This is a genomic window from Ruegeria marina, assembly GCF_900101475.1.
GTDB lineage: Bacteria > Pseudomonadota > Alphaproteobacteria > Rhodobacterales > Rhodobacteraceae > Ruegeria_B > Ruegeria_B marina.
The window spans coordinates 172,541-197,007 of the sequence record NZ_FMZV01000007.1; the positions used below are offsets into that span (position 1 = coordinate 172,541).

Consider the following 24,467-nt stretch of genomic DNA (forward strand, 5'->3'; position numbering starts at 1 on the left):
GCGATCGGGCGGGGCGCTTGCCGCAATCCTCGTCGCACGTGGCGGCCCTGTGTCGATCTGGTTGCATACTGGCCGATAGTCATACCTCTCAGCGCCGATCGCAGGTCTCGTCTTTCTGGCCCGCTTTGCCATCGGCATGATTTTCAATGTCCGGTTTGGGGTGCAGTTGCACGAACCGCAAAGCAAGGGCCAGAAACAGGACGCTCACCGGCAGGACCATCAAGGTGGCGATCTGTTTCGGTTCCAATATCGTGGTTTGCTTGTGGAAGACTTGCAGCGACAGCCGCAGAAACAGCACCATCAAGATCACGATGATCACCTCTGCGACCACCTGTTTCAACTGTCCGATTTGTCTGACCTTGAGCCATTCCGGCAGAGCCAGGTCCGAATCCGGTTTCTCGGGATGAATAAATAGCGTGTAAACGCCATAGGCGAAGTAAAGAAGGACGATCGCGATCAGGAAACGGTCCAGCGCCTCGATCACTCGGATGACGGCCTGCGCGCCGAAACTCTCACCCTCTTCGAAGGGAAAATGAAAGCCTCCCAAGAAGGCGAGGTAGATGTTGTAGACCCCCAGGAAGAACATGAGCACGGAGCCGGCAAGCGAACCGAAAACCGCAGTAACGGTCAGATAGCGAGAGCTGACTATGATATTGCGTTCAAGATTACGTAGGGCCAAGTTGGACAAGCTCCTCTGTTCAGCCGTTTCTGTTGCTCTTCGCGATCATAGCACATCTCTGCTTTCTGGGTGGCACGGCAAACGATCCGCCCTCTTGTCAAGCTGGCAAGACACAATTCCGCGCGACCATCTGTGAACTACCTTTGCCCCCCCAGCCGCGCCGCGACCGCCACGATGTCACGCGCATCAATCCCCAGCGCAGACAGACCGGGCACCGTTCGGGACGCGACATTATCCTCCTCGATCAGCGCGATCTGGGATCGCGTGATCGGAGCAGCAGGCAGGATATCTGCCGCTGCAGCAATCGCTCGCCAGACCGCGAACGGGACGGGCACCATGTGTACTGTGCGGCCTTGGGCCTGAGCAACCTCGCCGACGAGTTGGCGATAAGTCAGAACTCTCGGCCCGCCGAATTCGTAGAGGCGCTCTGCATGCGCCGCCGCAAGTAGCTTCGCGCAGGCCATCGCGACGTCATCGACATACACCGGCTGAAGGCGCGTCAGTCCCTGGCCGAAGAGCGGATAGATCGGCAGTCGGCGTATGGTCTGCGCGATCGCGGTGAGAAATGCGTCCCCTTCCCCGAACATCACGCTCGGGCGCACGATCACGGCGGATGGAAACGCGTCTCGGACCACCGACTCGCCCCGCCCTCGGGCGCGGATATAGTCATCCGCTGCTCTGGGGTCGGCACCGATGCCCGAGATCTGGATGAACCGGCCGACCCCTGACCGCATGGCCGCCGCAGCAAGTTGCGACGCCGCCTCGCAATGGACCCTTTCGAACGTCAGGTCTCGGGTTTCGCGGTAAAGACTGACCGCATTGATCGCCCCGGCAGCGCCCTGGAGCGCGGCGGACAGGGACTCGGGTCGAAGGATGTCCGCACTGACCGCTTCGGCCCGAGCATGTTGCAGTAGATCGCCCCCACGTTCCGGCCGGCGCGCCACGACTCGGACCCGATGGCCGTTTTCCAGCAGATGGCCTGCGATCCTTTGGCCGAGAAACCCCGTCCCACCGAACACCGTGTAAAGATCTTTAGACATGACACTACCTATGTGACCCGAAAGATTGGCGCGAGACGGGGTCGTCCATGGGAAGCCCCTTTCTTGTTTGAACCGCACCGGACCAGGTTCGGGCGGATCAGAGCAGCAGCATTTTCAGCGGCATCCAGATCCCCATGAGCACCATCATCAGGCTTTCGGTCATCGACACGAAACCGAGCGGTACGGATGATCCGCCGCCGACACAGGCGCATTTGAGGCTCCGCCCCTCCAGGTAAACCGCCTTCGCGATGCTCACGGCGCCAACGCTGCCAATGAAGAGCGCGATGGGCGAGGCGAGCCAGATGAGCGCGCCGGCCGTCATCAGGATCCCGGCAGCAGCTTCGGCGAAGGGATAGAGAGTGCTGTAACGCACCCATCGGCGCGCAAGCAGGTCGTAGTTCAGGAACATCAGGGAAAAGCCTTCGACATCCTGTAACTTCTGCATGGCGAGGAAGGTCATGGAAAGCGACACGAACCATTCGGCCGCCCGCAGGGTCAGAAATGTCTGATATTGGTGCCAGGACAGGGCCAACGCCAAGAGCGCCGCCACCGAGAAGATCGCGATGACCGGCGTATAGCTCGTGTCGGATCGCTCTTCCTTCGGTGGGTCGATCCCGAAATGGACACGCAGATCGTCGTAACCGCCCACGCGTTCGCCGTTTATGAAAGTCTGCGGCGTGGTTTCGACGCCCTGATCCTCCATGAAGGCATCGGTTTCCTCGCGGCTGCGCAGCGGGTGGTCGATCACCTCAAAGCCCTGTCGCTCCAGAAGGGCCTTGGACTTGAGGCCGAATGGGCACAGATGATCGGGCATCACCATGCGGTAGAGATCTGCCGTTGTCTTTGAACTATCCTTGGTCACAGGCCCCCCTTGTCAAATCGTGTTCCGGCTTCGGCGAGAAACGGACGGCGGCGTCCCGGCGCAGCTTGATCAGAACCCGATCTCTATCGGGATGCAGCAAATAGATATCGGTACGCCGAGTTGCCGCAACTTGCCGCCACTGGTCGTTCAGAAGCACGGCCGCCGCGCAGGACAGCCGCAGCCTGAAACGATATTCGTACCGCCCCTCGTCCGGCGGCGGCAGATCCTTTCTGCCGCGACTTGCAAACCCTGCATGAGGCTCGCGCATCATGGAATCTTCGCGGCGCGTGTTTCGCTCTTCGGATCGAAGGCCATCGACGAGGAGACCGCGACGCCTTGTCCTCACATGCACATCCGCAGTTTTTCCACTACCCAAGTACCGCTTCATGTTTCCATCAGAACACAAAATGCGATCGAGCGCGGTAACATGTGTTAAGGCGCGCCACCGCAAGCCGGTACAGACTTAGTCCAGGTTATCACGGAGTGCGTGAAGGAAGACTGATGGACCACCACGGCATCGTTCTGAGTTTCATGACCGGGTCGGTCCTGATTGGTGGCCATGGCCTACGTCATTTCCCGCCTGACAAAAGCGCAATGACTAAGGATGGACAACGCGAAACGGTTCGTGGGGGAAACGAAGGGGCAAGCAGACCGACTTCCCGGAGACCTGAAATGTCGCCGGTTGATGCAGAAGCACTTCCCGTGACGGCTGTATTGAAACCGAGAGATCGCAAGGCCTGGTTCGGATAGATCCGCGTGATGGCATTGCCTGATCAACTGACAAGAGGACGATGCGAATGAACGTAGATGCTGTAATGTCCAGCCCTCTGATAACGGTCACTCCGGAAACCCCGATCCGTCAAGCCGCTGCTATCATGCGGGAAAACGACATCGGTGTCTTGCCGGTACTGGATCAGATGCAGGCTGTCGGAATCGTGACGGATCGCGACATGGTGATCTGTATTCTTGCCGGGCAGGGAAACGCCGGCGACCGGCCGGTCAGCGAGGCGATGTCTTCAGACCCGATCTCCTGCAGGGAGTCTCAGTCGATTGCAGAGGCTGCCGCCATGATGGGCGACGCACAGGTCGAACGCCTGCTCGTCGTCGATCAGCAAGCCCGGCTTGTCGGCGTGATCACGGTCGGCGACATCGCGGTGAATGCTTCGGAAATCCTTGCGGGACAGGTCGTTGGAGAAATCTGCGAGGATCGCGGGACGGGCGAAAGGGGCCATGGGATCAAGCTGCGGGAATGATCCCGGCCCGAAGTCTTCAAGATTGCCGAACCGTGGCATCCGGCAGAAGCACCGCGAAGCGATCCGATGCGACGGCGCACCAGTCGACTTTACGGACGGGGCTCCTGAACAGCGCGCAACTGCACGGCGAGGCTCGGTTTTCCTTTGCAACAACAATGGCCTGCTCCCGTTGACTAGATAGCAACGGATGGACCAGACATGACGGATGAAAATGACACGACGAAACCGGGAGGGGGAATTGTCCTTATCACCGGCGCGATGGGTCGCATCGGCCGCGGTCTTGCCGGACGTCTTGGCAAGCGCTACGAGATCGTCGGCCTCGACCTGCCGGGCTCTGCTGCCGGACATTGCACTCCCTGTGACATCACGGATGACGCTTCCGTCGAATTGGCTTTTTCCGAGATCGCCGAGACCCATGGTCGCCATATCGCCTCAGTGATACATCTCGCGGCGTTTTTCGACTTCACCGGTCGCGAAAGCCCCCTCTATACGGCGGTCAATGTCGAAGGCACCCGACGGCTCCTCAGGGCGCTTCAGGCGTTCGACGTGGAACAGTTCATCTTTTCCAGCTCGATGCTGGTGCACGCCCCGGTCAGCCCCGGCGAGTTGATCGATGAAACCTCGCCCATCGGACCCCGATGGGCTTATCCGCGGTCGAAAGCCGAAACCGAGGCCGTGCTCCGTGAGGAAGCAGGCGAGATCCCGCTTCTTATCCTGCGCATGGCCGGTCTCTACGATGAGCGCTCGGCAGTGCCGACCCTGTCGCACCAGATTGCCCGCATCTACGAACGCCGTCTGGAATCGCACCTCTATCCCGGCAATCTGTCCGCCGGACAGGCTTTCCTTCATCACGAAGACATGCTCGATTTGTTCGAGCGCGCCGTGGACCGGCGCGCGCAACTGGAGCCGCATCAGGTCCTGCTGGCCGGTGAGCCGGAAGTCCTGAACTACGGCGCATTGCAGGATCACATTGCGGAACTGATCCACGGTGACGCGCACTGGGATACGCAAACTGTGCCGAAGATTGTCGCCCGTGTCGGAGCGCGCCTCAAGGTCGAGGCAGAGCCGGTTGTCCCCGATGCCTATGACGAAGGTGAAACACCTTTCATCCGCCCCTTCATGATCGACATGGCATCGGATCACTACGCGCTCGACATATCGCGCGCCCGGGATCTGCTGGGATGGGAACCCAGGCACAGGATCGGCGAAGGGCTGCGGCAGTTGACGGATTCCCTGAAGGCGGACCCCGCAAGATGGTATGCGGAAAACGGGATCGAGCCGCCACCCTGGGTGCGCGCTGCGGATGCGCGGGGAGAGGATGCCGAAGCCCTGAGGGTCAGGCACGAAAGGCGCTATCGCGCAGCGCACCGGCAGGGTTTGTGGGCGCACTGGGTCAATGTGGGTCTCGGCCTCTGGCTTGTCACGGCGCCACCGCTTCTGGGTTATTCCGATCCGATGATGGCGGCCAGCGACATCCTGGCGGGGATGGCGATCGTTATCTGCGCCTTCCTGTCCATGTCCTGGCGGTTGTGGCAGGCACGATGGGTCACGGCGGCGCTCGGCGTCTGGGTCATGGCAGCACCGCTGGTGTTCTGGGCGCCGACGGCCGTGGCCTACGCCAACGGCACGCTCGTCGGCATGCTGGTCACCGGCCTGGCCGCGGCAATCCGCCCGCCGCCCGGCGTCTCGGCAACCGCGGCGCAGAGCGGACCGGTGATCCCAAAGGGCTGGGACTATTCCCCCTCCGACTGGTTTCAGCGTCTGCCGGTCATCATGCTGGCCGTCGTGGGGCTGCTGATCTCGCGCTACCTGACAGGCTATCAGCTCGGTTCGCTCGATGGTGTCTGGGAGCCCTTCTTTCCGGGCACAAGGCCTGGCTTGAACGGCACGGAGGACATTATCACCTCACACGTCTCCAAGGCCTGGCCGGTTCCCGATGCCGGCGTCGGCGGATTGGTCTACGCGCTTGAAATCATCGTCGGCGCCATAGGATCAGCCGCGCGCTGGCGGACAATGCCATGGTTGACGATCGCATTCGGGATCATGATCGTTCCGCTCGGAGCGGTATCGGTCTTCTTCATCGTGATCCAGCCGATCCTGATCGGGACGTATTGCACACTCTGCCTGATTGCGGCGGCTGCGATGCTGATTCAGATCCCTTACTCAGTCGACGAGCTTGTCGCCACATTCCAGTTCCTGCGGCGCAGGCACAAGGCCGGGCAGCCCTGGCTGAGGGTCTTCTTCACCGGCGACACGGACGAGGGCGCGACGAGAAGGCCCTCGGAGAACTTCGAAAGGGCACCGCTTGCAATCCTGCGGGATATGCTCACAGGCGGAATGACCCTGCCCCCGACATTTGCAGCGAGCATCGTCCTCGGCGCGGGCATGATGCTCCTGCCGCTTTGGATTTCCTGGGACGACCCGATGGCAGCCACGTTCCATGTTGCGGGTGCACTGGCGATCACCGTGGCCGTCACCGCACTCGCGCCGGTTGCGCGGCTGGCACGCCTCTTGAACATGGTGATCGGCGCAGCCTTGCTGTTCATCCCGTTCATGGTTGCCGCCGCCTGGACCTCCTTCCTGCTTTCCGCGGCTTTGGGCATCGCACTGATCCTGATCAGCATTCCACGCGGAAAGGTAAACAACTGCTATGGAGACTGGGACCGGTTCATCCGGTAAGCCCACGTCAGCGAATGGTGTAGAGCAGGCCCACTCCTGCAGCATAGACGACCAGCACGGCCCAACTGTCGATTCCCAGCCGGCCTATGGTCGTGTCCCGTCGCTCCACCAACCCGCTGACATATAACAAGGTGACGGTTGCGCCCAGAAGCGCCGCAACAGAAGCGAAGCTGCCGACTTGATTCAGGATCGGCTCATCCGGATAGGCGATATCGGTAAGGAAAAGGATCGCGACCGTCAGGATGTTCGTGCCGAAAATATTGCCGAACGCCATGGCGAAGCGCCGCAGCCGGACCGCGGCGACCAGGGACGAAATCTCTGGTAACGACGTTGTCAGGCCCAGGAAGGTGGCGCCGACGAACGAACCTCCAAGCCCCGATTGGTGTGCGATCGCGTCTCCGATGCGCGCCACTCCATACCCCGCTGCAAGGATCAGCGCCGCGCAAAGCACGATCCTCCGCGATGCGGCAGAGATCGAAAGCGGAATGGCGGTCTTTCCGGGAATGTCCCGCTTGCTTGGCAGATCGGTGGGTCGCCAACCGCTCCGATCATTGCGCTCCTCAAGAAAGACGATCCAAAGCAGCAGGACGGTTGCACCGAAAAGGCCAAACGTCCATAGCCCGGCGCCGGCAAAGGCATGGTCGCCCACAACCACGGCCACAGCCACGGCGACCAGCAGGACCGCCCCGAACAGACCTTGCAACAGCACCACTGGTTTGCCCGTCACGAAAGACAGGGCACGCCTGCCGAGGATCCAATCGCCAAGTGCCAGCACGACGATCTGAAGGGCGATCGAGCCCAAAAGGTTGTTGACGCCGAGTTTAGCGGCCCCTGTGAACCCGGCGCTGACAGACACGGCAACCTCGGGCAGCGAGGTGATGCCACCAAGAACCAGTGTTCCCAAAAGAAGCGATCCCAGTCCCGTCTTCTCCGAGATCGCATCGGCGGCTTGGGCCAGCGCCTGACCGGCCCACCAGATGATTGCAGAGGCGACGATGAAAGCCGCGATGTTCCCGGGCAATGGCAGCAAGCCGATCTCGATCATCGCGGGCACCTGCGGAGGGCGCCGCGAACCAGGACAGCCATTGCGAGATCGCGAATGCCGGACGGTCTGGAAAGTCCCATCCGTTCCAGCAACGCGGCCTCGGTCCCGGAAACGCGGCGGAGACCCGCCACCAGATAGGGAAGAAGCGCCCGCAACGAGCCTCGCGCCTCTTTCAGCCGACCGAGCGCGGGCAGAAGCCGCTGCTCGGCCTCGGTGAAATCGGTGCCGAATGGAAATTCCGGCAGCTTCCCGTTTCGATATGGGCCGACCCATTGCTTCAGCCTGTCTGGCGTGTTGGAACGCGCGCGCTCAGGTATGGTGTAGTCGGCGGATACCTTTCCGGCAGACCGTGCCTTCGCCAGCAGTCCCTCCTGAAACCGGCTGTCGGCGATCTCGACCATGGCGGCGATGACTTCGGCATCGCTCTTGCCGCGCAGATCGGCGATACCGTATTCGGTCACCACGATATCGCGCATGTGGCGCGGCACCGTGGTGTGACCGTAGGTCCAGACAATGTTGCTCTCCACCCGGCCGCGCCTTGTCCGGGTGGCCGGCAGGGTGAGAATCGAGCGCGCGTCCTTCAGCGCAAAGGCCTGCTCGACGAAATTGAACTGCCCGCCGACACCGCTCACGACCTGGCCGTCCTCGGTCGCATCCGAGGCCACCGCGCCCAGCAGCGTGGCCTTCATCGCCGCATTGACAAAGCGCGCTCCGGTCCGGGCATTACGCTTGTCGTCTTCTTCTCCGTAGAGAGCGTTGGTGAATGACACCGGCTCCATCGCGATGCCTGAACGCCGGTCGGATGGCATCTCGCGAAGCCGACGGTAGAAATCCCGGGTTTCGACAAAGAAAGCCGCATGTATGGAGGCACCGCCAATCTTTCGCCGGATCACACCGGCCTCGAAGAGGCGCAGGATGCCCTCGACCAGCATTTCCGTCACAGCGTAGAGACCGATCTCGAAGGATCCTGTTTCCCGGAACCGCTCGCCGAGGAAAAAGGGACAAGCGCGCCAGATGTCGGACAAATCGCACGCGTCGCGCAGGAGAAGCGCATGCGCGACGGCATCGCCCAGGCTGCCGATGCCGATCTGCAAAGTGCCGCCATCCGGGATAGTTCGCGAGACGTGAAGCCCGATGGCGTGCTCCACATCGCCTACAGGTTGACGAACGGCCGAGAAAAGCTCGAAAGGCTCGTCTGGCGCGAGAGCGAAATCGGCCTCGTCGGTTTCGATCAGAGCGCTGCCGCCCATCGGTGGAAGCTCGGCGTTGGTCTCGACAGCCAGGATGAAATCTAGCGTTCCTGCTCGTCGCATGTCGAGCAGATCGCAGGTGATGTCGGGGTTGCAGGAAAGGCTGAAGCCGTTCGCCATCGGGGCGACCAGTTGCAGCACGAGGTTCGGCCGCGCGCCCGTCAGCACGTCGAGCGCGTGCGTATAATTCGCCGACACATAGCGCGTCTGCGAGTCTTCGATGCCAAGCCAGCGCCCCGCCAGCAAGAAGAATTCATGCACCTCGATGTTCGGCGGCATGCGGTGCTCGCGTAGCCAGGTCGCGTAATCGACTTGCGGATAAGCGCCGAAAAGGCGGTCGAGCGCCGGCTCCAGAAATCTACTGCCCAAGGGATCGGACGGGGCCGGACGCTCGAGCGTCAGAGCGGTGAAGATCGACAGATGCAGATCGGGCCGCCGGGCAACCAAGCCTGTCAGCGCGTTGACCAATGTGACGGGCTTGCCAAGCCCCAGCGGCAAGGCCAGCCGGATATCCGGCCCGACCCGGCCTACGATATCTTCTGCAATCTCTGCGGCACCGTAGTTTTTCTTCATGGCTCACCTCAGTCGAGGTCTGCCCAACCCTCGTCGGGTCGGAACCGCGGCCCATGCTTGTCGGACAATTTCAGGAGTCGCGCGCGGACCTCTGCAAGTCCCCGAGACCTCGCATACCGGATCGGACCGCCGCGGAACGGGGCGAAGCCGGTTGCGAAGATCATCGCGGCATCTATGTCATCTGCATTGCGCACAACCCCCTTGCGAAGGCATTCGACACAGGCATCGCACATCGCGAGGATCAACCGGTCGGTCAGGTCCCGCGAAAGGACAGCGTCAGCGCCCGCTTTCGGTTCGGGCGTTCCGCTTGACCAGTCGTAGAACCCCTGTCCTGCCTTCTTGCCCGTGTTACCCTTCTCCACCATGTCGCGCAGGCGCCGGGGAATTTCGGGCATCGGTCTGTCGAGTTGATCTGTAAGGCTCTTGGCGACGTCGAGACATATGTCCAGCCCGATCTGGTCGGCGAGCGTGACCGGTCCCATCGGCATGCCAAAGTCGAGCATGGCCGCGTCGATGGCCTCCCTGTCCACCCCCTCCTCCACCAGGATCAGCGCTTCCAGCAGGTATGGCATGAGCGCGCGATTGACGAGAAAGCCCGGTTCGTCTGCGACCCGAACGGGCAACCGGTCGATCTCGCGGCAAAAGGCGGCCAGTCGATCGAGGATCACGTCATCGGTTGCGCCCTGGGCGCCGACCTCGATCAGTTGCATCCTGGACGCCGGGTTGAAAAAGTGCAGCCCGGCGAAGTTGGCAGGGTCAGCGAGTCCATCCGCCAGAACCGCCAGACGAAGGCTGGAGGTGTTGGATGCCAGGATCGCCCCTTTTTTCATGGTGCGTCCCAACTTGTCATAGATCTTCCGCTTGAGTTCCGCGTCCTCCGGCACCGCCTCGATCACGAGGTCTGCGCAGGCCGCTCCATATCCGTTCGGGTCCGGCATCATGCGGTCGAGAGCGTCGCGCTTTTCGGGAGGATCCAGATGCTCGGTTTCGCAAATCTCGGCGGCCTTCCGAACCGCACTGCCCAAGGCATCGAGCGACAGGTCGCTCAGCGTGACCCGGCAGCCCTTTATCGCCGCCCAGGCGGCGATCTCGCGCCCCATTTCACCCGCGCCCACGACATGAACATGCTTGATACGGCTCTCTGCATCATGACCACGCTTCAGCTGCTGTCGCAGAAAGAACGCGCGAACGAGATTCTTCGCGGTATCCGTTTTCAGCAGTTTCGCGAAGGAGGCGATTTCCGCCTCCTGCATTTTGGCCGGGTCACCGCCGTGGTTTTCCCAGAGATCGATCAGGCGATAAGGCGCCGGATAATGGTCCTCCCGGACCTTTTCGGCGATCGTCGACCGCATGCGACGCGCCGCGACAGCGCGGCCGGGCGCTGTCCCGAGCACCCATTCGACGGCGCCAAGACCCCGCCCCGGCAGCGCGTCGATTGCGGCCCGAACGGCCGCCGCCAGGTGGCGCTCCTCGGTCACCTCATCGAAGATACCGAGGCTGAGCGCCTTGGCTGTGTGCGCCGTATTTCCGGCCAGCATGAGCGTCATGGCCTCGTCTGGAGCAATCAGCGCAGTCAGGCGGAATGTTCCGCCCAGGCCAGGATGCAGACCCAGCCGAACCTCGGGAAAGCCAACAGACGCGCCCTTGATGGCGATGCGTGAATCACAGGCAAGCGCCAGTTCCAGCCCGGCGCCGAGCGCGGCGCCATGGATGACCGCGACCGTGGGGCAACCGAGCGCTTCCAGCCGGTCCAGCACAGCGTGACCCCGGCGCAGAAGCGCCTCGGCCTCGTCCCCCGCAAGCTCCGCGAGATCGTTGATATCCGCTCCGGCCGCAAAGCCGCCTGGTTTGGCCGAACGGATGACGCATCCCCGCGGCGGATCCGCCTCGAGCGCGTCGAGCAGGCGATCAAGCCCCTCCAAAGTCTCGGCGGAAACGGTATTGGTTCCGCTGCCCGGCCTGTCGAGCACCAGCCATGCGATGCCCCCCGGATCGCGCGCCATGCGCCAGTGACCCTTGCGTGCGGCTTCCCAAGCGCGCCCGAGTTCGAGCCGGTTCGCGTCAAGATGATCGGCTACGCTGCGCATCAGGTGGCCTCCAGAAGCATCGCGCCACCCTGTCCACCGCCGATGCATTCGGTCGCCACGCCACGACGGTGGCCGAGCCTCTGCATGGCATTCGCAAGGTGCAAGGCGATACGGTTGCCGCTGGTGCCGACCGGATGCCCGAGCGCAATCGCACCGCCATCGACATTGAGCCGATTGCGGTCGATGCTGCCGAAGGTCCCATCCAGGTCGAGCACATCGCGGCAAAACTCCTCATCCTGCCACGCGGCCAGGCAAGCGAGCACCTGGGCGGCGAAGGCCTCGTTGATCTCCCAAAGGTCGACGTCGTTGCAGGCGATATCCAGACGCCGCAGCATCCTTGTTGCGCTGACCACGGGGCCCAGACCCATGTACTCGGGCGCGAGCGCGGACCATTCGCTGTCGATGATACGAGCCATCGGTGTCAACCCATGGGCTCCCACGGCCTTCTCCGAGGCCAGCACGACCCAGCTTGCCCCGTCGGTGATCTGCGAGGCGTTTCCGGGCGTGACCTTGCCGTACGGCTGTTCGAAAGCGGGGCTCAGGGATGCCAATGTCTCAATGTCACTGTCGGAGCGCAGACCGTCATCCCTTGAGTAGACGGTGCCCTCCAGGTCGATGGCCGGCTCGATCTCCAGCCAACCTTCATCCTGCGCGCGCTCGAGACGCCGGTGACTTTCCAACGCGTAGGCGTCGGCTGCGGCCCTGGAAATCCCGAAACGATAGGCCAGCAACTCGGCGGTCTGCCCCATGTTCAAACCGCTGATCGGGTCGGTCAGGCCGCGCTCCAGCCCGATGACAGGCTTGAGAAAATCGGCGCGGATCCGCGCGAGGTGTCGGGCGCGTTCGGCAAGACCCGCGGCCTGCGCCATGTCGGAATACCATTCGACGGCCGCCTGCCTGAGCACGAGCGGTGTGTGGCTGAGCGCCTCGGTGCCGCCAGCCAGCACGACGTCACACTGCCCGGCCTCGATGTACCGAAATCCGGTGTCGATGGACTGCATTCCCGAACCGCAGTTGATCTGCACCGTGAAGGCGACCTGATCGGCCCCGAGTCCGAGGCGCAGGGCAGCGACCCGGGCGGGATTCATCTCGTCCGCAATCACGTTCACGCAGCCGAGGATCACCAGATCGATGGCGTCCGGTCCGAACGGCTGCCGTACCAGAAGCGGACGCCCTGCCTGGACCGCAAGATCAACAGGCGTGAAGGGGCCCGGTCTGCCCCGTGCCTTCAGGAACGGCGTACGCGCCCCGTCGACGATATAGACGGGTCTGGTCATTTTGCGTCCCCCCTGGAAGCCGGTTCCATGTCGTCAGCCGCGCGGGAGTTTCTGGAAATCTCTTCGGGCGCAAAAGCATCCACGGCAACAACCTCCCGCACGGCCTCTTCGGCCTCGATGAGCTTGTCGCGATCAGTCTCCGAGAGGATACCGGCGGCAAGTGCCGCTTCGGCACCCAGACCGGTCTCGTGGAGCTTGGCGCGCAAAGGCTCGGTCTCGGCGACGAGACCATAGGCCCGGTTCAGAAGCGCGACTCCATCGCGGTCGCACCCTTCGAAGATGCGCCCGGTGATACGCTCGCGGGTCGCCGAGGGTGTGAACAGCAACTCTGCACATGCCTCGGTAAGTTCATCATCGGGGCCACGACCCGTCGCGGCCGGACGGCACAAGAGCCTCGCCATGACGGGCAAGACCCGGCCCGGCAGATTGGCCAGAACCGCGTCGAGGCTGCGGCCGATACGCGCGAAAGCCAGATGCGCATTGTACTCGACCAGAGGAAAATCGGCCTCCTGCCGACCCTCTGCTTCCCAGCGGTTCAGGACCGAGGTGAGGATGTAGAGTTCCGACAGAACGTCCCCCAAACGGCCCGAAACCATCTCGCGCCGCTTGAGGTTGCCGCCGAGAGTCAGGAAGGCCGCCTCGACGATGAGGGCAAATGACGCCGACCACCGCGACGCCTGCCTATAGAAAGGCGTTGCCCGTCCCGCGCGTGGCGCTGGCGCGAACCGGGCAGCGGTCCAGGCGCGAAATGCCGCGCGCGTCACCGTTTTCGCGAGATGCGCCACATGAGCCCAGAAATGCCGATCGAAGGCTTCCAGAGACGCCGCCTGATCCTCGAGATCCAATGCACGCAATTCGTCCAGAAGATGCGGATGCGCCCGGATCGCGCCCTGCCCAAAAATAATCAGAGACCGCGTCAGGATATTCGCGCCCTCGACCGTTATGCCGATAGGAACTGCACGATAGAGTGGCGACAGATAATTCCGGGGGCCATCGATGACGGCCTTTCCCGCATGCACGTCCATCGCATCATTCAACGCATGGCGCATGACTTCGGTCGCATTGGACTTCATGATCGCCGAAATCACCGCGGGCTTGTGGCCCGCGTCGATCCCCGCGCAGGTCAGGTGCCGTGCGGCGTCGAGCCGGTAAGCCGCACCGGCGAGCCGGGCCATGGGTTCCTGTACGCCGCCGAATTTTCCGATCGGGATGCCAAACTGTTCGCGCACCCGGGCATATGCACCGGTCGCGTGCGCGCAAAGTGCCGCCGCCGCACAAGCAAGCGAAGGCAGCGAGATACCCCTCCCGGCGGCAAGAGCGGACATCAGCATTTCCCATCCGTGCCCGGCCTGATCCGCCCCGCCGATAATATGGTCGACCGGGACAAATACGTTCTCTCCCGAGATTGGCCCGTTCTGGAACATCGTGCCGGAGGGAATGTGCCGGTCCCCGCGGCTGATTCCATGAAGATCCGCCGGAACCAGCACACAGGTGATCCCGAGGTCTTCCGCACCACCGAGAAGTCCATCGGGGTCCTTCAACCGAAACGCAAGACCGAGAAGCGTGCAAACCGGAGCGAGGCTGATGTATCGCTTGGAAAAGGACAGCCGGATGCCGAGCGTCTCCTTGCCATCGAACGTGTCCCGGCAGACAACCCCTGTATCGGTCATCGAGGCGGCGTCGGATCCGGCCGTCTCGCTCGTCAATCCGAAGGCCGGCAACTCGCGCCCATCCGCAAGCCGTGGCAGCCATTTGCGCTGTTGTTCCTCGGTACCGAATTGAAGGAGCAGTTCGCCCGGCCCAAGCGAATTCGGGACCATCACGGTGACTGCTGCCACAATCGACCGGGAGGCGATGAGCCGGATCACTTCGGAGTGGGCATAGGCGGAAAACCCGAGCCCGCCGTAGTCTTCGGGAATGATCATGCCGAAAAATCGGTGTTCGCGCAGAAAATCCCACACCTCTTCGGGCAAGTCTTTCCGCAAGTGATTGATGTCCCAATCGTCGAGCATCCTGCACAACTCGCGGCACGGGCCGTCGAGGAAGTCCCGTTCAGCCGTGCTCAGTTCCGACCTGCCTACCTTCCGCAACAGCGACCAATCGGGTTGGCCTGAGAACAATTCGGCCTCCCACCATATGTCACCCGCGTCTATCGCCGCCGCCTCGGTATCCGACAGCCCGGGAAGCGTCTTGCGCGCGATGCGATAGAGGGGCAGCGTCAGAACGCGTTGACGAAAGCTTGGCATCAATCCTCCTGGTTAATGAACGCGGAATGGCCCCTCGCGTTGCCGGCGGCGGCAATTACCGCGCCTGGCTGCCTCGATGCGCATGAGACGCAAATGCTTCCGGCCGGAGGGGTTTGCGATCCACTACAACGTCAACGGGTGACATCCCCCGACGTACAGCGGCAGCGCTGGCCCCCCAGCGCGGGCATGCCGATCAATCAATTCCGCTCGCCGGATTTGTCCTTGGAATTCGGGTCACGGGTGCCGATCGCCATTTCGAACGCCTTGAGCACCCGGATGACGATTAACGCGAGAACCGTCGCCGCACTGGCAAGGATCCAGAGCCCCAAGCCGCAGGACAGACCGACTGCTCCAGCCAGCCACATCCCCGCGCCCGTCGTAAGCCCCCTCACCTCGCCCCGCGCGAAAATGATCAAGCCGGCGGCCAGGAATGCAACGCCCTGCGTCACGGCTTCGACCAGACGCACCGGATCGACACGAATATGCGAACCCTGTTCCGCCGTAAATTCCAGTATGGACAGGGTGACCAAGCTGTAGAGGCATGCCGCGATTCCCACCAGCATATGGGTTCGCAGGCCTGCGGATTTTTCAACAACTTCGCGTTCGATCCCGATAAGTCCCGTAAGGACAAGGGCACCGAAAAGGCGCAGGATGACGATCTGCCATTCAAGTGCAGAGTCGCTGGAGATGTCCTGCAAGAATACTTCTATCACACGTCTTCAACGCGCGGGTGGCGGCGCATGTTGCACGAAGCGTGTTGGAGATGTTCGTCTCTCGATGATCCGGGTCTGCACCGGACATCGCGATTGTCGCCGATGTTCGCGTGTTTTGCCCTTTGTCCATTGGATACCCGCCTGCCGATTGCGCAGAATTCTACGTTTCAGGCAACAACCGGACATCTCGTCCGTTGCTTTCGACAGTAGGTCCCGCGCCTTGACGGGTCAGAAAAATCCAAGGGTTCAGCTGCGGTGGTCGTGCATGACACAGGGTATGGTGGCGATGACCCGAGAATGGCCGGATCCTCGATCAGCTGAGGCGCAAGATTTCAACAGAAATGGAGTGACGACATGACGCCCCCCGATGCAAACCTGAAGAAGCAGGAGCGCAGACATCGCCCCGTATTCTATCTGATAGCGCTCGCCATCGTAGTCTTCGTTATCGGAGGTCTGGCCCTGCTTCAGACGCCGGTAGTCCCGGAGCCGGATGCTGACGCCGCACCTGTGGTTGAGGACGGCCAATCCAAATGAGTTCAAAAGGAACGTCCGGGGAAGAACTGGCCGACAAGAAAAGCATCCGTCCAAGGGCAGTCCTCGAAACCGTGTTGTATGTCGATGACCTTGACGCGGCATCGGAATTCTATGCGTTGGTCATGAACCTTCCGCTCGCACATGAGGACCGGCGCATGAAGGTGTTTCGCCTGACGGATCAGAACTTTCTTTTGCTGTTCAAGACCGGCGACACCAGGCAGCCCATCAACGTGCCCGGAGGCACGATCCCGGCTCATGACGGCAGGCACGGAATGCATGTGGCCTTGTCGATTGATCACGACGAGGTGGAAGCCTGGGCACAACGACTGCAAGACAACAATATCCCCATCGAAAGCACCGTGAGGTGGCCATCAGGGGATACGAGTCTCTACTTTCGCGATCCGGCTGGAAACCTGGTCGAACTTGCCACGCCGGACTTGTGGAAGGACCGATAAAACCCCTGCCGGCGCAGAACCTGCAGCGCGATCGATTTTCAGAGCAGCAATGACTGAAGTTTGACGTTGATCCTGCAAGGACAGCGCCAAAACGGCACGATACCAGCCTCGGTCCATGTTGGAGAGATAAATGATCAAACGGGGCGCCATCTGGAAGGATATCAAATTCTACCACCAGTATTTCGCCGTCCCTCCGCGCATTGCGGCCGCGGGCGGAAACCGGGGGCAGAAGATTGGTGCAACGACATCAGGCCTGCTCACGAGTGCCGGGTCAGGTTCTTGGATGAAGGTGAGGCCGGCGACCCGCTCCGGAGTGCCGACCATGAATGAATGCCGGTTTCGCCCGGCCCGTCGCAGCAAAACGCCGTTCGGGGCGTTGTTTTCAGTAACTGGCACGGTTCGTGACATCGACCGAAATGTGACGAAGGAGAACACAAGTTGACAGGACATCTTGAATACCCCGAACCGTCTACCAAGCCACACAGGGTATTGGACGCCAACGGTAACCTGGTTGATGACCAAACCTCGATCGACGACGACGTGGGTTTCCTCGAAGAGGCGTTCAAGGCGATGCTGCGGGCGCGGCGGTTCGATGAGCGTTTGCTGAAACTCCAGCGTCAGGGCGCAATCGGAACATTTGCTCCGATCAAGGGGCAGGAAGCAGCACAAGTCGGAGCGGCCTCGACGCTACGCGACGACGACTGGTTCGTACCATCGTTCCGCGAGAAGGCGGCGATGCTGCTCCTTGGAGTGGAAATGGCCGATATCTTTCTGACCGCAGCGGGCTGGAACGAAGGGCTCGCGGGGAAGAAGGGGGATCGCAGGCTACCGGAGACCGTGCCGGTCTCGTCGCAACTGCCCATTGCAGCCGGGATTGCCTATGCCGCCCGATTGCGCGGCGAAGACACGGTCGCCATGGTCTTCTTCGGAGACGGGGCGACCTCCTCGGGCGACTTTCACGAAGCGATGAACTTCGCAAGCGTCCTCAAGGCGCCGGTAGTCTTTGTTTGCCAGAACAACGGCTGGGCAATTTCTACGCCGCGTTCCGCGCAAACGGCGTCATCCACGATTGCCCAGAAAGCCCATGCCTACGGCATGCCGTCAGCTCAGGTGGATGGCAATGACGTGCTCGCGGTCCGGCAGGTTGTCGAAGAAGCCGTCGAAAGGGCGCGCACGAAAGGGCTTCCCTCGATGGTAGAGGCTCTGACCTACCGGATGGAGGTGCACACCACGGCCGATGACCCGAGCCGATACCGTGACGATGACGAAATCGAGGCGTGGCGGGCACGCGACCCCATCACTCGGGTTGAAACATTTCTCCGTTCACGGTCGCAAATCGACGACGCGATGGTCGAGGTGCTCGAAGAACAGATCCAGGACGAGATCGACAGGGCCTGGGCCGCGACAAAGACGCGTATCGCCGAGCTCGAAGAACAGTCCGACGAAGTCATATTCGACCATATCTTCGAAGACCTTACGCCGCCGCTGAAACGTCAACGCAAAGATTTCCTGAAAACCGGCAGGGGAGCGAACGATGGCTGAGAAGAAAGACAGAGCTCCGACGATGGTGGACGCCATCAACCGCGCGCTTCACGAAGCCATGGACAGCGACGAAACCATTGTGGTGATCGGCGAGGATGTGGGAACGAACGGCGGCGTCTTTCGCGTCACCGCAGGGCTCAAGGAACAATTCGGCAAGGATCGCGTGATCGACGCGCCGCTTGCCGAGTCGGGGATCATCGGGTTCTCGATCGGAATGGCGATGAACGGTCTCAAGCCCGTCGCCGAGATGCAGTTCTCGGGTTTCAGTTACTACGCCCTTGCCCAGATCGAGAACCACGCGGCACGGATGCGCTGGCGGACCCGGGGCGCGCACAGCGTGCCCATGGTGATCCGCATGCCCTACGGTGCTGGAGTGCGGGCGCTGGAACATCATTCCGAGAGCCGCGAGGCATTCTTCGCGCATATTCCGGGCCTCAAGATCGTCATCCCGGCAACGCCGGCGCGGGCCTATGCTTTGACCCATGCCGCAATTCGCGACCCTGACCCCGTGATCGTCATGGAACCCAAGGCAGTCTACCGGACCATCCGGGAGGATATTGACGGCATCGAACCCGCCGAGATCGGCGTCTCGCGGACCGTGCGGGAGGGCGGGGACCTTACCATCGTGTCATACGGTGCGATGCTGCATCGTGCCCTGGAGGCCGCTGAATCCCTTGCCGCAGACGGAATCGACACGGATGTCATTGACGTCGAAACGATTTCGCCACTCGACGCCGCGCCTATTGCGGCCTCCGTCGAGAAAACCGGGCGCCTTCTGATCGTGAACGAGGCACCGCCGAGCTTCGGACCCGCCGGAGAGATCGCGATGCGGGTCATGGAGGAGAGCTTTTATTCGCTGCACTGTCCGATCCGGCGCATTTGCGGATGGGATATCCATGTGCCGTTCTTCGCGCGGGAACAGGCCTACCTGCCCTCCGTAGACCGGATTGTTCGCGCAGCACGAGACATGATCACCGACTAGCGAGGAGCGATGAAACAGGAATTTCGATTGCAGGACCCAGGCGAAGGCATCCACGAAGTCGACGTGCTGGAGATCATGATCGCCGAGGGGGACGAGGTATCCGAGGGTCAGGACATTCTTGTCGTCGAATCCGACAAGGCCGCCGTCGAACTGCCTTCCCCTTTTGCCGGGCGCGTCGAGGAAATTCGCGTGTCCGTCGGAGATACCGTGGAGGTCGGCAAGATTCTCCTGGTCATCGAGGATGGCGCAGGCGCATCGGAACCATCTGACGGCGACACCGAAGATGAAAAGACTTCGGAAGATGACGCAGGCCCTGACGCACAGGACGACGCCGAGGCTGAAGCCGACACCAGAACCACCTCGGGAGAAGATCGCCAAGACACGACTTCCCAAGAGCCGAGCGCACCACCCGACAGGAAAACCTCGGCTACGAGCGAAAGTCCGGAGGCAAAAGAAAAGGATACACAGCACGAAGACGGCCGACCGGTACCCAAGGCATCGCCCGCGGCGCGCAAGGCCGCGAAGGATGCTGGCCTCGATCTCGCAGACATATCGGCGACCGGGTCGGACGGACAAATCACCGTCAAGGACGTGCAGGCGGCATCCGGCAAGGCCGATGCGAAAGCAACATCGTCCGAACGGGACGGGTTCGGACCCATCAAACGCCGGGCTCTCGGTTCCCTCAGGGCCGCAACGGCGCGAGCGATGTCACGCTCCTGGCAGAACATTCCACATGCAGTTCACCATGACAGAATTGACATTACCGAAATCGAACGATGGCGCAGAGACCTGTCAGAAGACGCAGGACGCGTTTCACTCACCGCGATCATGACGAAAGCGGTGGCAACCCTGTTGCCGGAGGAACCGAGGTTCAACGCCAGCTTCGATGCCGAGGCGCGCGAGATCGTCGAACGCGGTTACTACAATATCAACATCGCCGTGGCGACCGAGCACGGGCTGGTGACGCCGGTCATCGCAGAGGCAGACCGGAAATCGCTGTCCGAAATTCATGAAGAACTCGTCGATCTCGCCGAAAAGGCCCGCAAGCGGAGTCTCAGGAAGGCCAACCTTTCCGGCGGCACCTTCACGATCACCAATGTGGGGTCGCTTGGTGGTCACGACCTGATGCCGATCATCAATCCGCCCCAGACCGCGATCCTGGGTCTTGCACGGGCGTCACTGCAGCCCGTGGTGACAAGCGGTTTCAACGACATCGCGTCACCCGAGATGGAAGCGAGACTGATTTTGCCGGTCGCTCTGTCCTTCGATCACAGGGCGATTGACGGGGCCGATGCAGCAAGATTCGCGGACAAACTTGCAAGGCTCCTTGGAGACCCTGCGACATTCACACTCGAAATCTGAAACCACAGAGAGGGGAAGAAGCCATGACCACAGACACCACCATCAAGAAAGTGAAATCGGAATTCTCACCCGTAGGCGCAATGGGCCAAAAGTACCTCGTTGCCGGGAAAAGGGTTTCGATGCGCCTTTGGGAAGCCGTGCCGGAAGGCGAGGCGTCGAAACCCTATTCCCACCGCAACTACGAGACAGTGGGCTATGTCATCAAGGGCAAGGCGCGTCTCGAACTCGAAGGTCAGGAAATCACTCTAGAGCCCGGCGACTGTTGGCTGGTGCCGGCCGGCGCAAAACACCTCTACCACGTCGAAAAGCCCTTTACGGCGATCGAGGCGACCTCGCCACCGGCAGAGATCGATACCTAGAGCCGGAAAACCAGAAAACAGGAGGAGGAAATGCAAACGATCGATCGTGAATCGCTTCGTCTCAAGATGCGCAGCGCCGACGATTTGACGGTTGTCGAGGTGCTTCCCAAGAAAAGCTACGACAAGTTCCACATTCCCGGCGCGATCAATGTCCCCGTAGGATCCGATGACTTCGCCGAACGCATCCAGGCTGCCGCCAACAAGGATGATGAGGTCGTCGTCTATTGTCAGAATACGGAATGTGATGCCTCTCCTCGCGCCGCCGAGAAAATGGAGAAGCTCGGGTTCACAAAGGTGTTCGACTACGAGGCGGGAAAGGATGACTGGCGCGATGCCGGCCTGCCTGTCGAGCCGCATTGAGCTTGGGCCAGGGACATGAGCGAGGCACTGAGGCAAGAAGACCTTGTCAAGTCGGCCTGCGGTAAGCGGCATGCGGCAGACAGCATGTTCCTTCGGGGCTTCAGCGACCTCGTCGAATCCGTCGTGGACATCGTCAACCAGCGCACCGAATACGTCGAGTCAGGCATTCTCGAACGACTGGCCGAGCCCGACCGGGTGGTCAGCTTCCGGATCGTCTGGCTTGACGATGCAGGCGAGGTTCAGGTGAACCGAGGCTACCGGGTTCAACATTCAAACGCCATCGGACCCTACAAGGGAGGTCTGCGCTTTGCACCTTCGGTCGAGGAAGGCATCCTGCGTCGACTTGCGTTTGAGCAGACCCTGAAGAACGCTCTGACCGGATTGCCAATGGGCGGCGCCAAGGGCGGTGCGGATTTCGACCCAAAGGACCGGTCCAAGGCCGAGATCATGCGTTTCTGTCAGGCCTTCATCACGGAGCTTCACAAGGAGATCGGTCCGCACCGCGACATTCCTGCCGGCGACATCGGCGTCGGCGAACGCGAGATCGGGTATATGTTCGGCCAATACAAGCGGATCACCGAGACCTTCAGCGGGGTGATGACAGGCAAGGGACTTGAGTTCGGCGGCAGCTGCCTGCGCCGCGAGGCGACTGGCTTCGGAGTGATCTACTTTCTCGAGGCGATGCTGAAACATCGCGGAGAAGCGATTGACGGGCGCTCGGCCGCGATCTCTGGCGCGGGCAATGTCGCGACCCATGCAGCCAAGCGCTTCGCCCAGACCGGCGGCAAGGTGCTCACCCTGTCGGATTCGCGAGGCTTCCTGCATGTGCCCGAGGGCCTGTCCGAGGAGTGGATCGACCAGATCGTCGCCGCGCATGATGACCCCGGCTTCCGCCTCGAAACCATGGCCGCCAAGGTCGGCGGCAGCTGGCATCCTGGGGACACCCCGTGGAGGGTTGCCTGCGATATTGCCCTGCCCTGTGCGACCGAGAACGAAATTAACGCGGCAGCCGTGGCTTCGCTCGTCGATAACGGATGCACAATCGTGGTCGAGGGGGCGAACCTACCCCTCACAACTGAAGCGCGCGAGGCCGTGCGCGCAGCCGGGCTGCTCTATGGTCCTGGAAAGGTGGCCAATATCGGCGGTGTCGCGATGTCGGGTCTCGAACTCAGCCAGAACGCCGCTCGGCTACACTGGTCCGAGGAAGATCTGGCCCAGGACCTTCGCCGCATCATTGAAGAGGCCCACACGCTGTGCGTCGCGCACGGGGGAGACGATAAACAGCCCGACTACGAACGCGGGGCCAATCGAGCCAGCTTCATCAGGGTGGCCGAGGCCATGACGGCCTTTGGAATCCTGTAAGGTCCGGTGCCCTCTCTAAACCAGTCCTGGCAAGGGATAACGCCCCATTCCGGGTATCGCTGCTTCAATGTGCAAGAAGAAAGGAGGGGCAGACCAATGACAGTCGGATGAAGCACGGACCTCGCCGCCATGTCGTTCGGAAAGCCGCAAAGCGTTCTTCGCGCATATGCCATGTCCAAGCACCGGTTTTCCTGGCAACCGGTCGCGTAGCCCCCCTGGACGGGTTGGCGTCCACTTCCGTGCGCCCGACTCCATGCTAAAGACAGTTGATGGAGGTCAGTGCAATCATGCCGCATGACCTACACAAGGAAAATCAAGGATTTCGAGCACTCGGAGCCGAGTGATGCGTCTTGCCGAAAGACAAGACATCTGGACGAATTCGAGAACGAGCTGCTGCCGGAGCTTCCGCATTTGCGGAACTATGCGCTGTCGCTGACTCAGGATTCTTCGGAAGCAAGCGATCTCGTGCAGGATTGCATTCTGAAAGCATTGGAGAACCGTCACCGGTTTCGCCGAGGCACCTACATGCGAAGATGGCTGTTCAGGATCCTTCGAAACCGCTTCCTCGATGGATGGAGAAAGAAGCACCGTCGCGGAACCCATATTCCGATCGAGGATTGCCATCCCTCGGGCCTGAGCCAGCCCGGTTCGCAAGAACACTGGATGGAAATCCGGGATTGTGAGCGCAAGCTGAGCCAGGCCCGACCGGCCGACCGCATGCTTCTTCTGCTGAGCGTGTTTTCCGCGCTTTCTCACAAGGAAATCGCCAACAGTTTGGGGGTAGCCGAAGGGACAGTCCGCAGCCGGCTATCGCGGACCCGCGCTGAACTCAGGCCGTAAAGCGGCCCAGGATGATCAGCGGGGCGCGGGCAGCACATGCTGGCTGCCCGCTGGTTGCCCTGAAGAGGCCGGTCATTTCGATTTCATGCGCTCGGCATCGAATTGGGGACGCGAAACTGCGTCGCCAACAAGGATTGGCAGGTCCAAGGTCGATGACCCGGGCGCCCACATGCCGAAGCCTTCCTCCGGACCGCCATGATAGGGATAGGCATAGGTGCCCGGACCGTACCTTACGGTTGTCCTGACAAGCGTGGCCGTGATAGCACCGTCATTGATCATAAGGTCCGAGACATAACCGAAATTGACCCAGCGTTCGCCGTCTCCCACGACGCGGACATAGTCGCCCATCAAATCCGAGGCGCGCCAAAGTTCCGAACCGAGAGCCTGGTCGTCCACACCCTCGATGATCTCGCCAGCTACGTTTGCATCCTCTGGCAGACCGGAACTGGCGAACAGATCGAAATCGGGGATTTGGTCCTGGGTCATCGGCACGGCCACGGAACGGTCGGCGCTGATCTGAACCATGTCCCAGGGAACGCTGACATGGGTGTCGCCGATATCCCAGAACCCGCCGACCTCTGCAATCAAGGCGATGATTTCGCCGCTATCGTTCAGAACAAGGTCTTCGACATCGCCAGTGCGTTCGCCACCTTCGCCGGTAACATCCCGACCGAAAAGCTCATCGACACTCAGTGCATCCGACGCATAGAGCGCTTCGTCGGACCAGCTGTCGAGGACGATTTTGCCGGCATCCACGACGTTCTGCGCAGTTGCGGGCAACACTGAGAACGACATGCCGGCAATCGCAAACAAGGTTTGTCGTTTCATCATGTTTGTCTCCTTTCCTTCTTCCCTTTGCGACGTTGCATCGCTGAAGGGATTTCACGAGTACAACGCCTGGAACGTCCGACCGTTGCGTGGGCCACTCGGGCAGCGGGAAACGAGTGCCGCGAGAAACGCAGGTGGC

At 61.5% G+C, this 24,467-nt stretch carries 22 protein-coding genes; 12 read left to right on the top strand and 10 right to left on the bottom strand.

The features are described 5' to 3' along the window. Window positions 1-88: 88 nt before the first annotated feature. The 3 genes from BLT75_RS12025 to BLT75_RS12035 all read right to left on the bottom strand — a co-directional run bounded on the left by BLT75_RS12025 (window position 89) and on the right by BLT75_RS12035 (window position 2,539). Entirely contained in the window at window positions 89-679 is a 591-nt protein-coding gene (locus tag BLT75_RS12025) for a YqhA family protein (RefSeq protein WP_176827962.1), read from the bottom strand. Window positions 680-816: 137 nt separating this feature from the next. Then, window positions 817-1,719, bottom strand: coding sequence for a complex I NDUFA9 subunit family protein (locus BLT75_RS12030; protein ID WP_093031610.1), 903 nt, complete (start codon window positions 1,717-1,719; stop codon window positions 817-819). A 97-nt stretch (window positions 1,720-1,816) separates the two neighbouring features. Next, entirely contained in the window at window positions 1,817-2,539 is a 723-nt protein-coding gene (locus tag BLT75_RS12035; RefSeq protein ID WP_093031613.1) for a MauE/DoxX family redox-associated membrane protein, read from the bottom strand. An 857-nt stretch (window positions 2,540-3,396) separates the two neighbouring features. Here BLT75_RS12035 and BLT75_RS12045 point away from each other — a divergent pair. Both BLT75_RS12045 and BLT75_RS12050 read left to right on the top strand, forming a co-directional pair. Beyond that, on the top strand, window positions 3,397-3,834 hold the full coding sequence (locus BLT75_RS12045) for a CBS domain-containing protein (RefSeq protein WP_176827971.1): 438 nt from the start codon (window positions 3,397-3,399) through the stop codon (window positions 3,832-3,834). Between the two features lie 198 nt (window positions 3,835-4,032). Beyond that, on the top strand, window positions 4,033-6,513 hold the full coding sequence (locus BLT75_RS12050) for an NAD-dependent epimerase/dehydratase family protein (protein WP_093031622.1): 2,481 nt from the start codon (window positions 4,033-4,035) through the stop codon (window positions 6,511-6,513). A 7-nt stretch (window positions 6,514-6,520) separates the two neighbouring features. Here the strand turns inward: BLT75_RS12050 and BLT75_RS12055 are convergent, their stop codons facing one another. The 6 genes from BLT75_RS12055 to BLT75_RS12080 form a co-directional block, all read right to left on the bottom strand. Next, window positions 6,521-7,558, bottom strand: coding sequence for a sodium:calcium antiporter (locus tag BLT75_RS12055; RefSeq protein WP_093031625.1), 1,038 nt, complete (start codon window positions 7,556-7,558; stop codon window positions 6,521-6,523). Beyond that, complete coding sequence (locus BLT75_RS12060; RefSeq protein WP_093031628.1) at window positions 7,555-9,381, bottom strand: acetyl-CoA hydrolase/transferase C-terminal domain-containing protein; 1,827 nt, start codon at window positions 9,379-9,381, stop codon at window positions 7,555-7,557. Before BLT75_RS12060 ends, BLT75_RS12055 begins: the two co-directional genes overlap by 4 nt. Before the next feature lie 8 nt (window positions 9,382-9,389). Continuing rightward, on the bottom strand, window positions 9,390-11,468 hold the full coding sequence (locus BLT75_RS12065) for a 3-hydroxyacyl-CoA dehydrogenase NAD-binding domain-containing protein (protein ID WP_093031631.1): 2,079 nt from the start codon (window positions 11,466-11,468) through the stop codon (window positions 9,390-9,392). Further along, window positions 11,468-12,745, bottom strand: coding sequence for an acetyl-CoA C-acetyltransferase (locus BLT75_RS12070; protein ID WP_093031634.1), 1,278 nt, complete (start codon window positions 12,743-12,745; stop codon window positions 11,468-11,470). Before BLT75_RS12070 ends, BLT75_RS12065 begins: the two co-directional genes overlap by 1 nt. After that, complete coding sequence (locus BLT75_RS12075; protein WP_176827973.1) at window positions 12,742-14,991, bottom strand: acyl-CoA dehydrogenase; 2,250 nt, start codon at window positions 14,989-14,991, stop codon at window positions 12,742-12,744. The genes BLT75_RS12070 and BLT75_RS12075 overlap by 4 nt, the downstream gene beginning before the upstream one ends. Window positions 14,992-15,188: 197 nt before the next feature. After that, the gene (locus tag BLT75_RS12080; protein ID WP_245706502.1) at window positions 15,189-15,689 is read right to left on the bottom strand and encodes an MgtC/SapB family protein; all 501 of its coding nucleotides are present in this window, start codon (window positions 15,687-15,689) and stop codon (window positions 15,189-15,191) included. 369 nt (window positions 15,690-16,058) lie between these two features. Between BLT75_RS12080 and BLT75_RS12085 the strand changes: the two genes are divergently transcribed. The 10 genes from BLT75_RS12085 to BLT75_RS25270 all read left to right on the top strand — a co-directional run bounded on the left by BLT75_RS12085 (window position 16,059) and on the right by BLT75_RS25270 (window position 23,500). Next, window positions 16,059-16,238 carry a hypothetical protein gene (locus BLT75_RS12085; RefSeq protein WP_093031640.1) on the top strand — a complete coding sequence of 60 codons (180 nt, stop codon included), beginning with the start codon at window positions 16,059-16,061 and terminating at the stop codon, window positions 16,236-16,238. Next, window positions 16,235-16,693 (top strand): VOC family protein, encoded by a 459-nt coding sequence (locus tag BLT75_RS12090; RefSeq protein ID WP_093031643.1) that lies wholly within the window; start codon window positions 16,235-16,237, stop codon window positions 16,691-16,693. Before BLT75_RS12085 ends, BLT75_RS12090 begins: the two co-directional genes overlap by 4 nt. A 130-nt stretch (window positions 16,694-16,823) precedes the next feature. Continuing rightward, window positions 16,824-17,135, top strand: coding sequence for a hypothetical protein (locus BLT75_RS24085; RefSeq protein WP_143028550.1), 312 nt, complete (start codon window positions 16,824-16,826; stop codon window positions 17,133-17,135). Then, window positions 17,132-18,235, top strand: coding sequence for a pyruvate dehydrogenase (acetyl-transferring) E1 component subunit alpha (gene pdhA / locus BLT75_RS12095; protein ID WP_218128889.1), 1,104 nt, complete (start codon window positions 17,132-17,134; stop codon window positions 18,233-18,235). The genes BLT75_RS24085 and pdhA overlap by 4 nt, the downstream gene beginning before the upstream one ends. Beyond that, on the top strand, window positions 18,228-19,217 hold the full coding sequence (locus BLT75_RS12100) for an alpha-ketoacid dehydrogenase subunit beta (RefSeq protein ID WP_093031649.1): 990 nt from the start codon (window positions 18,228-18,230) through the stop codon (window positions 19,215-19,217). The genes pdhA and BLT75_RS12100 overlap by 8 nt, the downstream gene beginning before the upstream one ends. 9 nt (window positions 19,218-19,226) lie before the next feature. Continuing rightward, on the top strand, window positions 19,227-20,579 hold the full coding sequence (locus BLT75_RS12105) for a dihydrolipoamide acetyltransferase family protein (RefSeq protein WP_093031651.1): 1,353 nt from the start codon (window positions 19,227-19,229) through the stop codon (window positions 20,577-20,579). A gap of 23 nt (window positions 20,580-20,602) precedes the next feature. Continuing rightward, window positions 20,603-20,938, top strand: a complete 336-nt coding sequence (locus BLT75_RS12110) for a cupin domain-containing protein (protein WP_093031654.1) — start codon at window positions 20,603-20,605, stop codon at window positions 20,936-20,938. Window positions 20,939-20,968: 30 nt separating this feature from the next. Next, the gene (locus tag BLT75_RS12115; protein ID WP_093031657.1) at window positions 20,969-21,298 is read left to right on the top strand and encodes a rhodanese-like domain-containing protein; all 330 of its coding nucleotides are present in this window, start codon (window positions 20,969-20,971) and stop codon (window positions 21,296-21,298) included. Window positions 21,299-21,313: 15 nt separating this feature from the next. Beyond that, complete coding sequence (gdhA, locus tag BLT75_RS12120; protein WP_093031660.1) at window positions 21,314-22,660, top strand: NADP-specific glutamate dehydrogenase; 1,347 nt, start codon at window positions 21,314-21,316, stop codon at window positions 22,658-22,660. 294 nt (window positions 22,661-22,954) lie between these two features. Then, window positions 22,955-23,500 carry an RNA polymerase sigma factor gene (locus tag BLT75_RS25270; protein WP_093031663.1) on the top strand — a complete coding sequence of 182 codons (546 nt, stop codon included), beginning with the start codon at window positions 22,955-22,957 and terminating at the stop codon, window positions 23,498-23,500. 72 nt (window positions 23,501-23,572) lie between these two features. Here the strand turns inward: BLT75_RS25270 and BLT75_RS12130 are convergent, their stop codons facing one another. Then, a complete protein-coding gene (locus BLT75_RS12130) occupies window positions 23,573-24,331 on the bottom strand; it encodes a PRC-barrel domain-containing protein (protein ID WP_093031666.1) in 759 nt (252 codons plus the stop codon). Window positions 24,332-24,467: the final 136 nt, after the last annotated feature.

Excerpts from the sequence above, each read along its gene's own strand:
- BLT75_RS12110 (WP_093031654.1), top strand. The coding sequence starts at position 20,603 with ATGACCACAGACACCACCATCAAGAAAGTGAAATCGGAATTCTCACCC.
- BLT75_RS25270 (WP_093031663.1), top strand. The coding sequence starts at position 22,955 with ATGACCTACACAAGGAAAATCAAGGATTTCGAGCACTCGGAGCCGAGT.
- BLT75_RS12130 (WP_093031666.1), bottom strand. The coding sequence starts at position 24,331 with ATGATGAAACGACAAACCTTGTTTGCGATTGCCGGCATGTCGTTCTCA.
- BLT75_RS12070 (WP_093031634.1), bottom strand. The coding sequence starts at position 12,745 with ATGACCAGACCCGTCTATATCGTCGACGGGGCGCGTACGCCGTTCCTG.
- BLT75_RS12090 (WP_093031643.1), top strand. The coding sequence starts at position 16,235 with ATGAGTTCAAAAGGAACGTCCGGGGAAGAACTGGCCGACAAGAAAAGC.
- BLT75_RS12105 (WP_093031651.1), top strand. The coding sequence starts at position 19,227 with ATGAAACAGGAATTTCGATTGCAGGACCCAGGCGAAGGCATCCACGAA.
- BLT75_RS12075 (WP_176827973.1), bottom strand. The coding sequence starts at position 14,991 with ATGCCAAGCTTTCGTCAACGCGTTCTGACGCTGCCCCTCTATCGCATC.
- BLT75_RS12050 (WP_093031622.1), top strand. The coding sequence starts at position 4,033 with ATGACGGATGAAAATGACACGACGAAACCGGGAGGGGGAATTGTCCTT.
- BLT75_RS12030 (WP_093031610.1), bottom strand. The coding sequence starts at position 1,719 with ATGTCTAAAGATCTTTACACGGTGTTCGGTGGGACGGGGTTTCTCGGC.
- gdhA (WP_093031660.1), top strand. The coding sequence starts at position 21,314 with ATGAGCGAGGCACTGAGGCAAGAAGACCTTGTCAAGTCGGCCTGCGGT.
- BLT75_RS12035 (WP_093031613.1), bottom strand. The coding sequence starts at position 2,539 with ATGGTGATGCCCGATCATCTGTGCCCATTCGGCCTCAAGTCCAAGGCC.
- BLT75_RS12065 (WP_093031631.1), bottom strand. The coding sequence starts at position 11,468 with ATGCGCAGCGTAGCCGATCATCTTGACGCGAACCGGCTCGAACTCGGG.
- BLT75_RS12085 (WP_093031640.1), top strand. The coding sequence starts at position 16,059 with ATGACGCCCCCCGATGCAAACCTGAAGAAGCAGGAGCGCAGACATCGC.
- BLT75_RS24085 (WP_143028550.1), top strand. The coding sequence starts at position 16,824 with ATGATCAAACGGGGCGCCATCTGGAAGGATATCAAATTCTACCACCAG.
- BLT75_RS12045 (WP_176827971.1), top strand. The coding sequence starts at position 3,397 with ATGTCCAGCCCTCTGATAACGGTCACTCCGGAAACCCCGATCCGTCAA.
- BLT75_RS12100 (WP_093031649.1), top strand. The coding sequence starts at position 18,228 with ATGGCTGAGAAGAAAGACAGAGCTCCGACGATGGTGGACGCCATCAAC.
- BLT75_RS12060 (WP_093031628.1), bottom strand. The coding sequence starts at position 9,381 with ATGAAGAAAAACTACGGTGCCGCAGAGATTGCAGAAGATATCGTAGGC.
- BLT75_RS12115 (WP_093031657.1), top strand. The coding sequence starts at position 20,969 with ATGCAAACGATCGATCGTGAATCGCTTCGTCTCAAGATGCGCAGCGCC.
- BLT75_RS12055 (WP_093031625.1), bottom strand. The coding sequence starts at position 7,558 with ATGATCGAGATCGGCTTGCTGCCATTGCCCGGGAACATCGCGGCTTTC.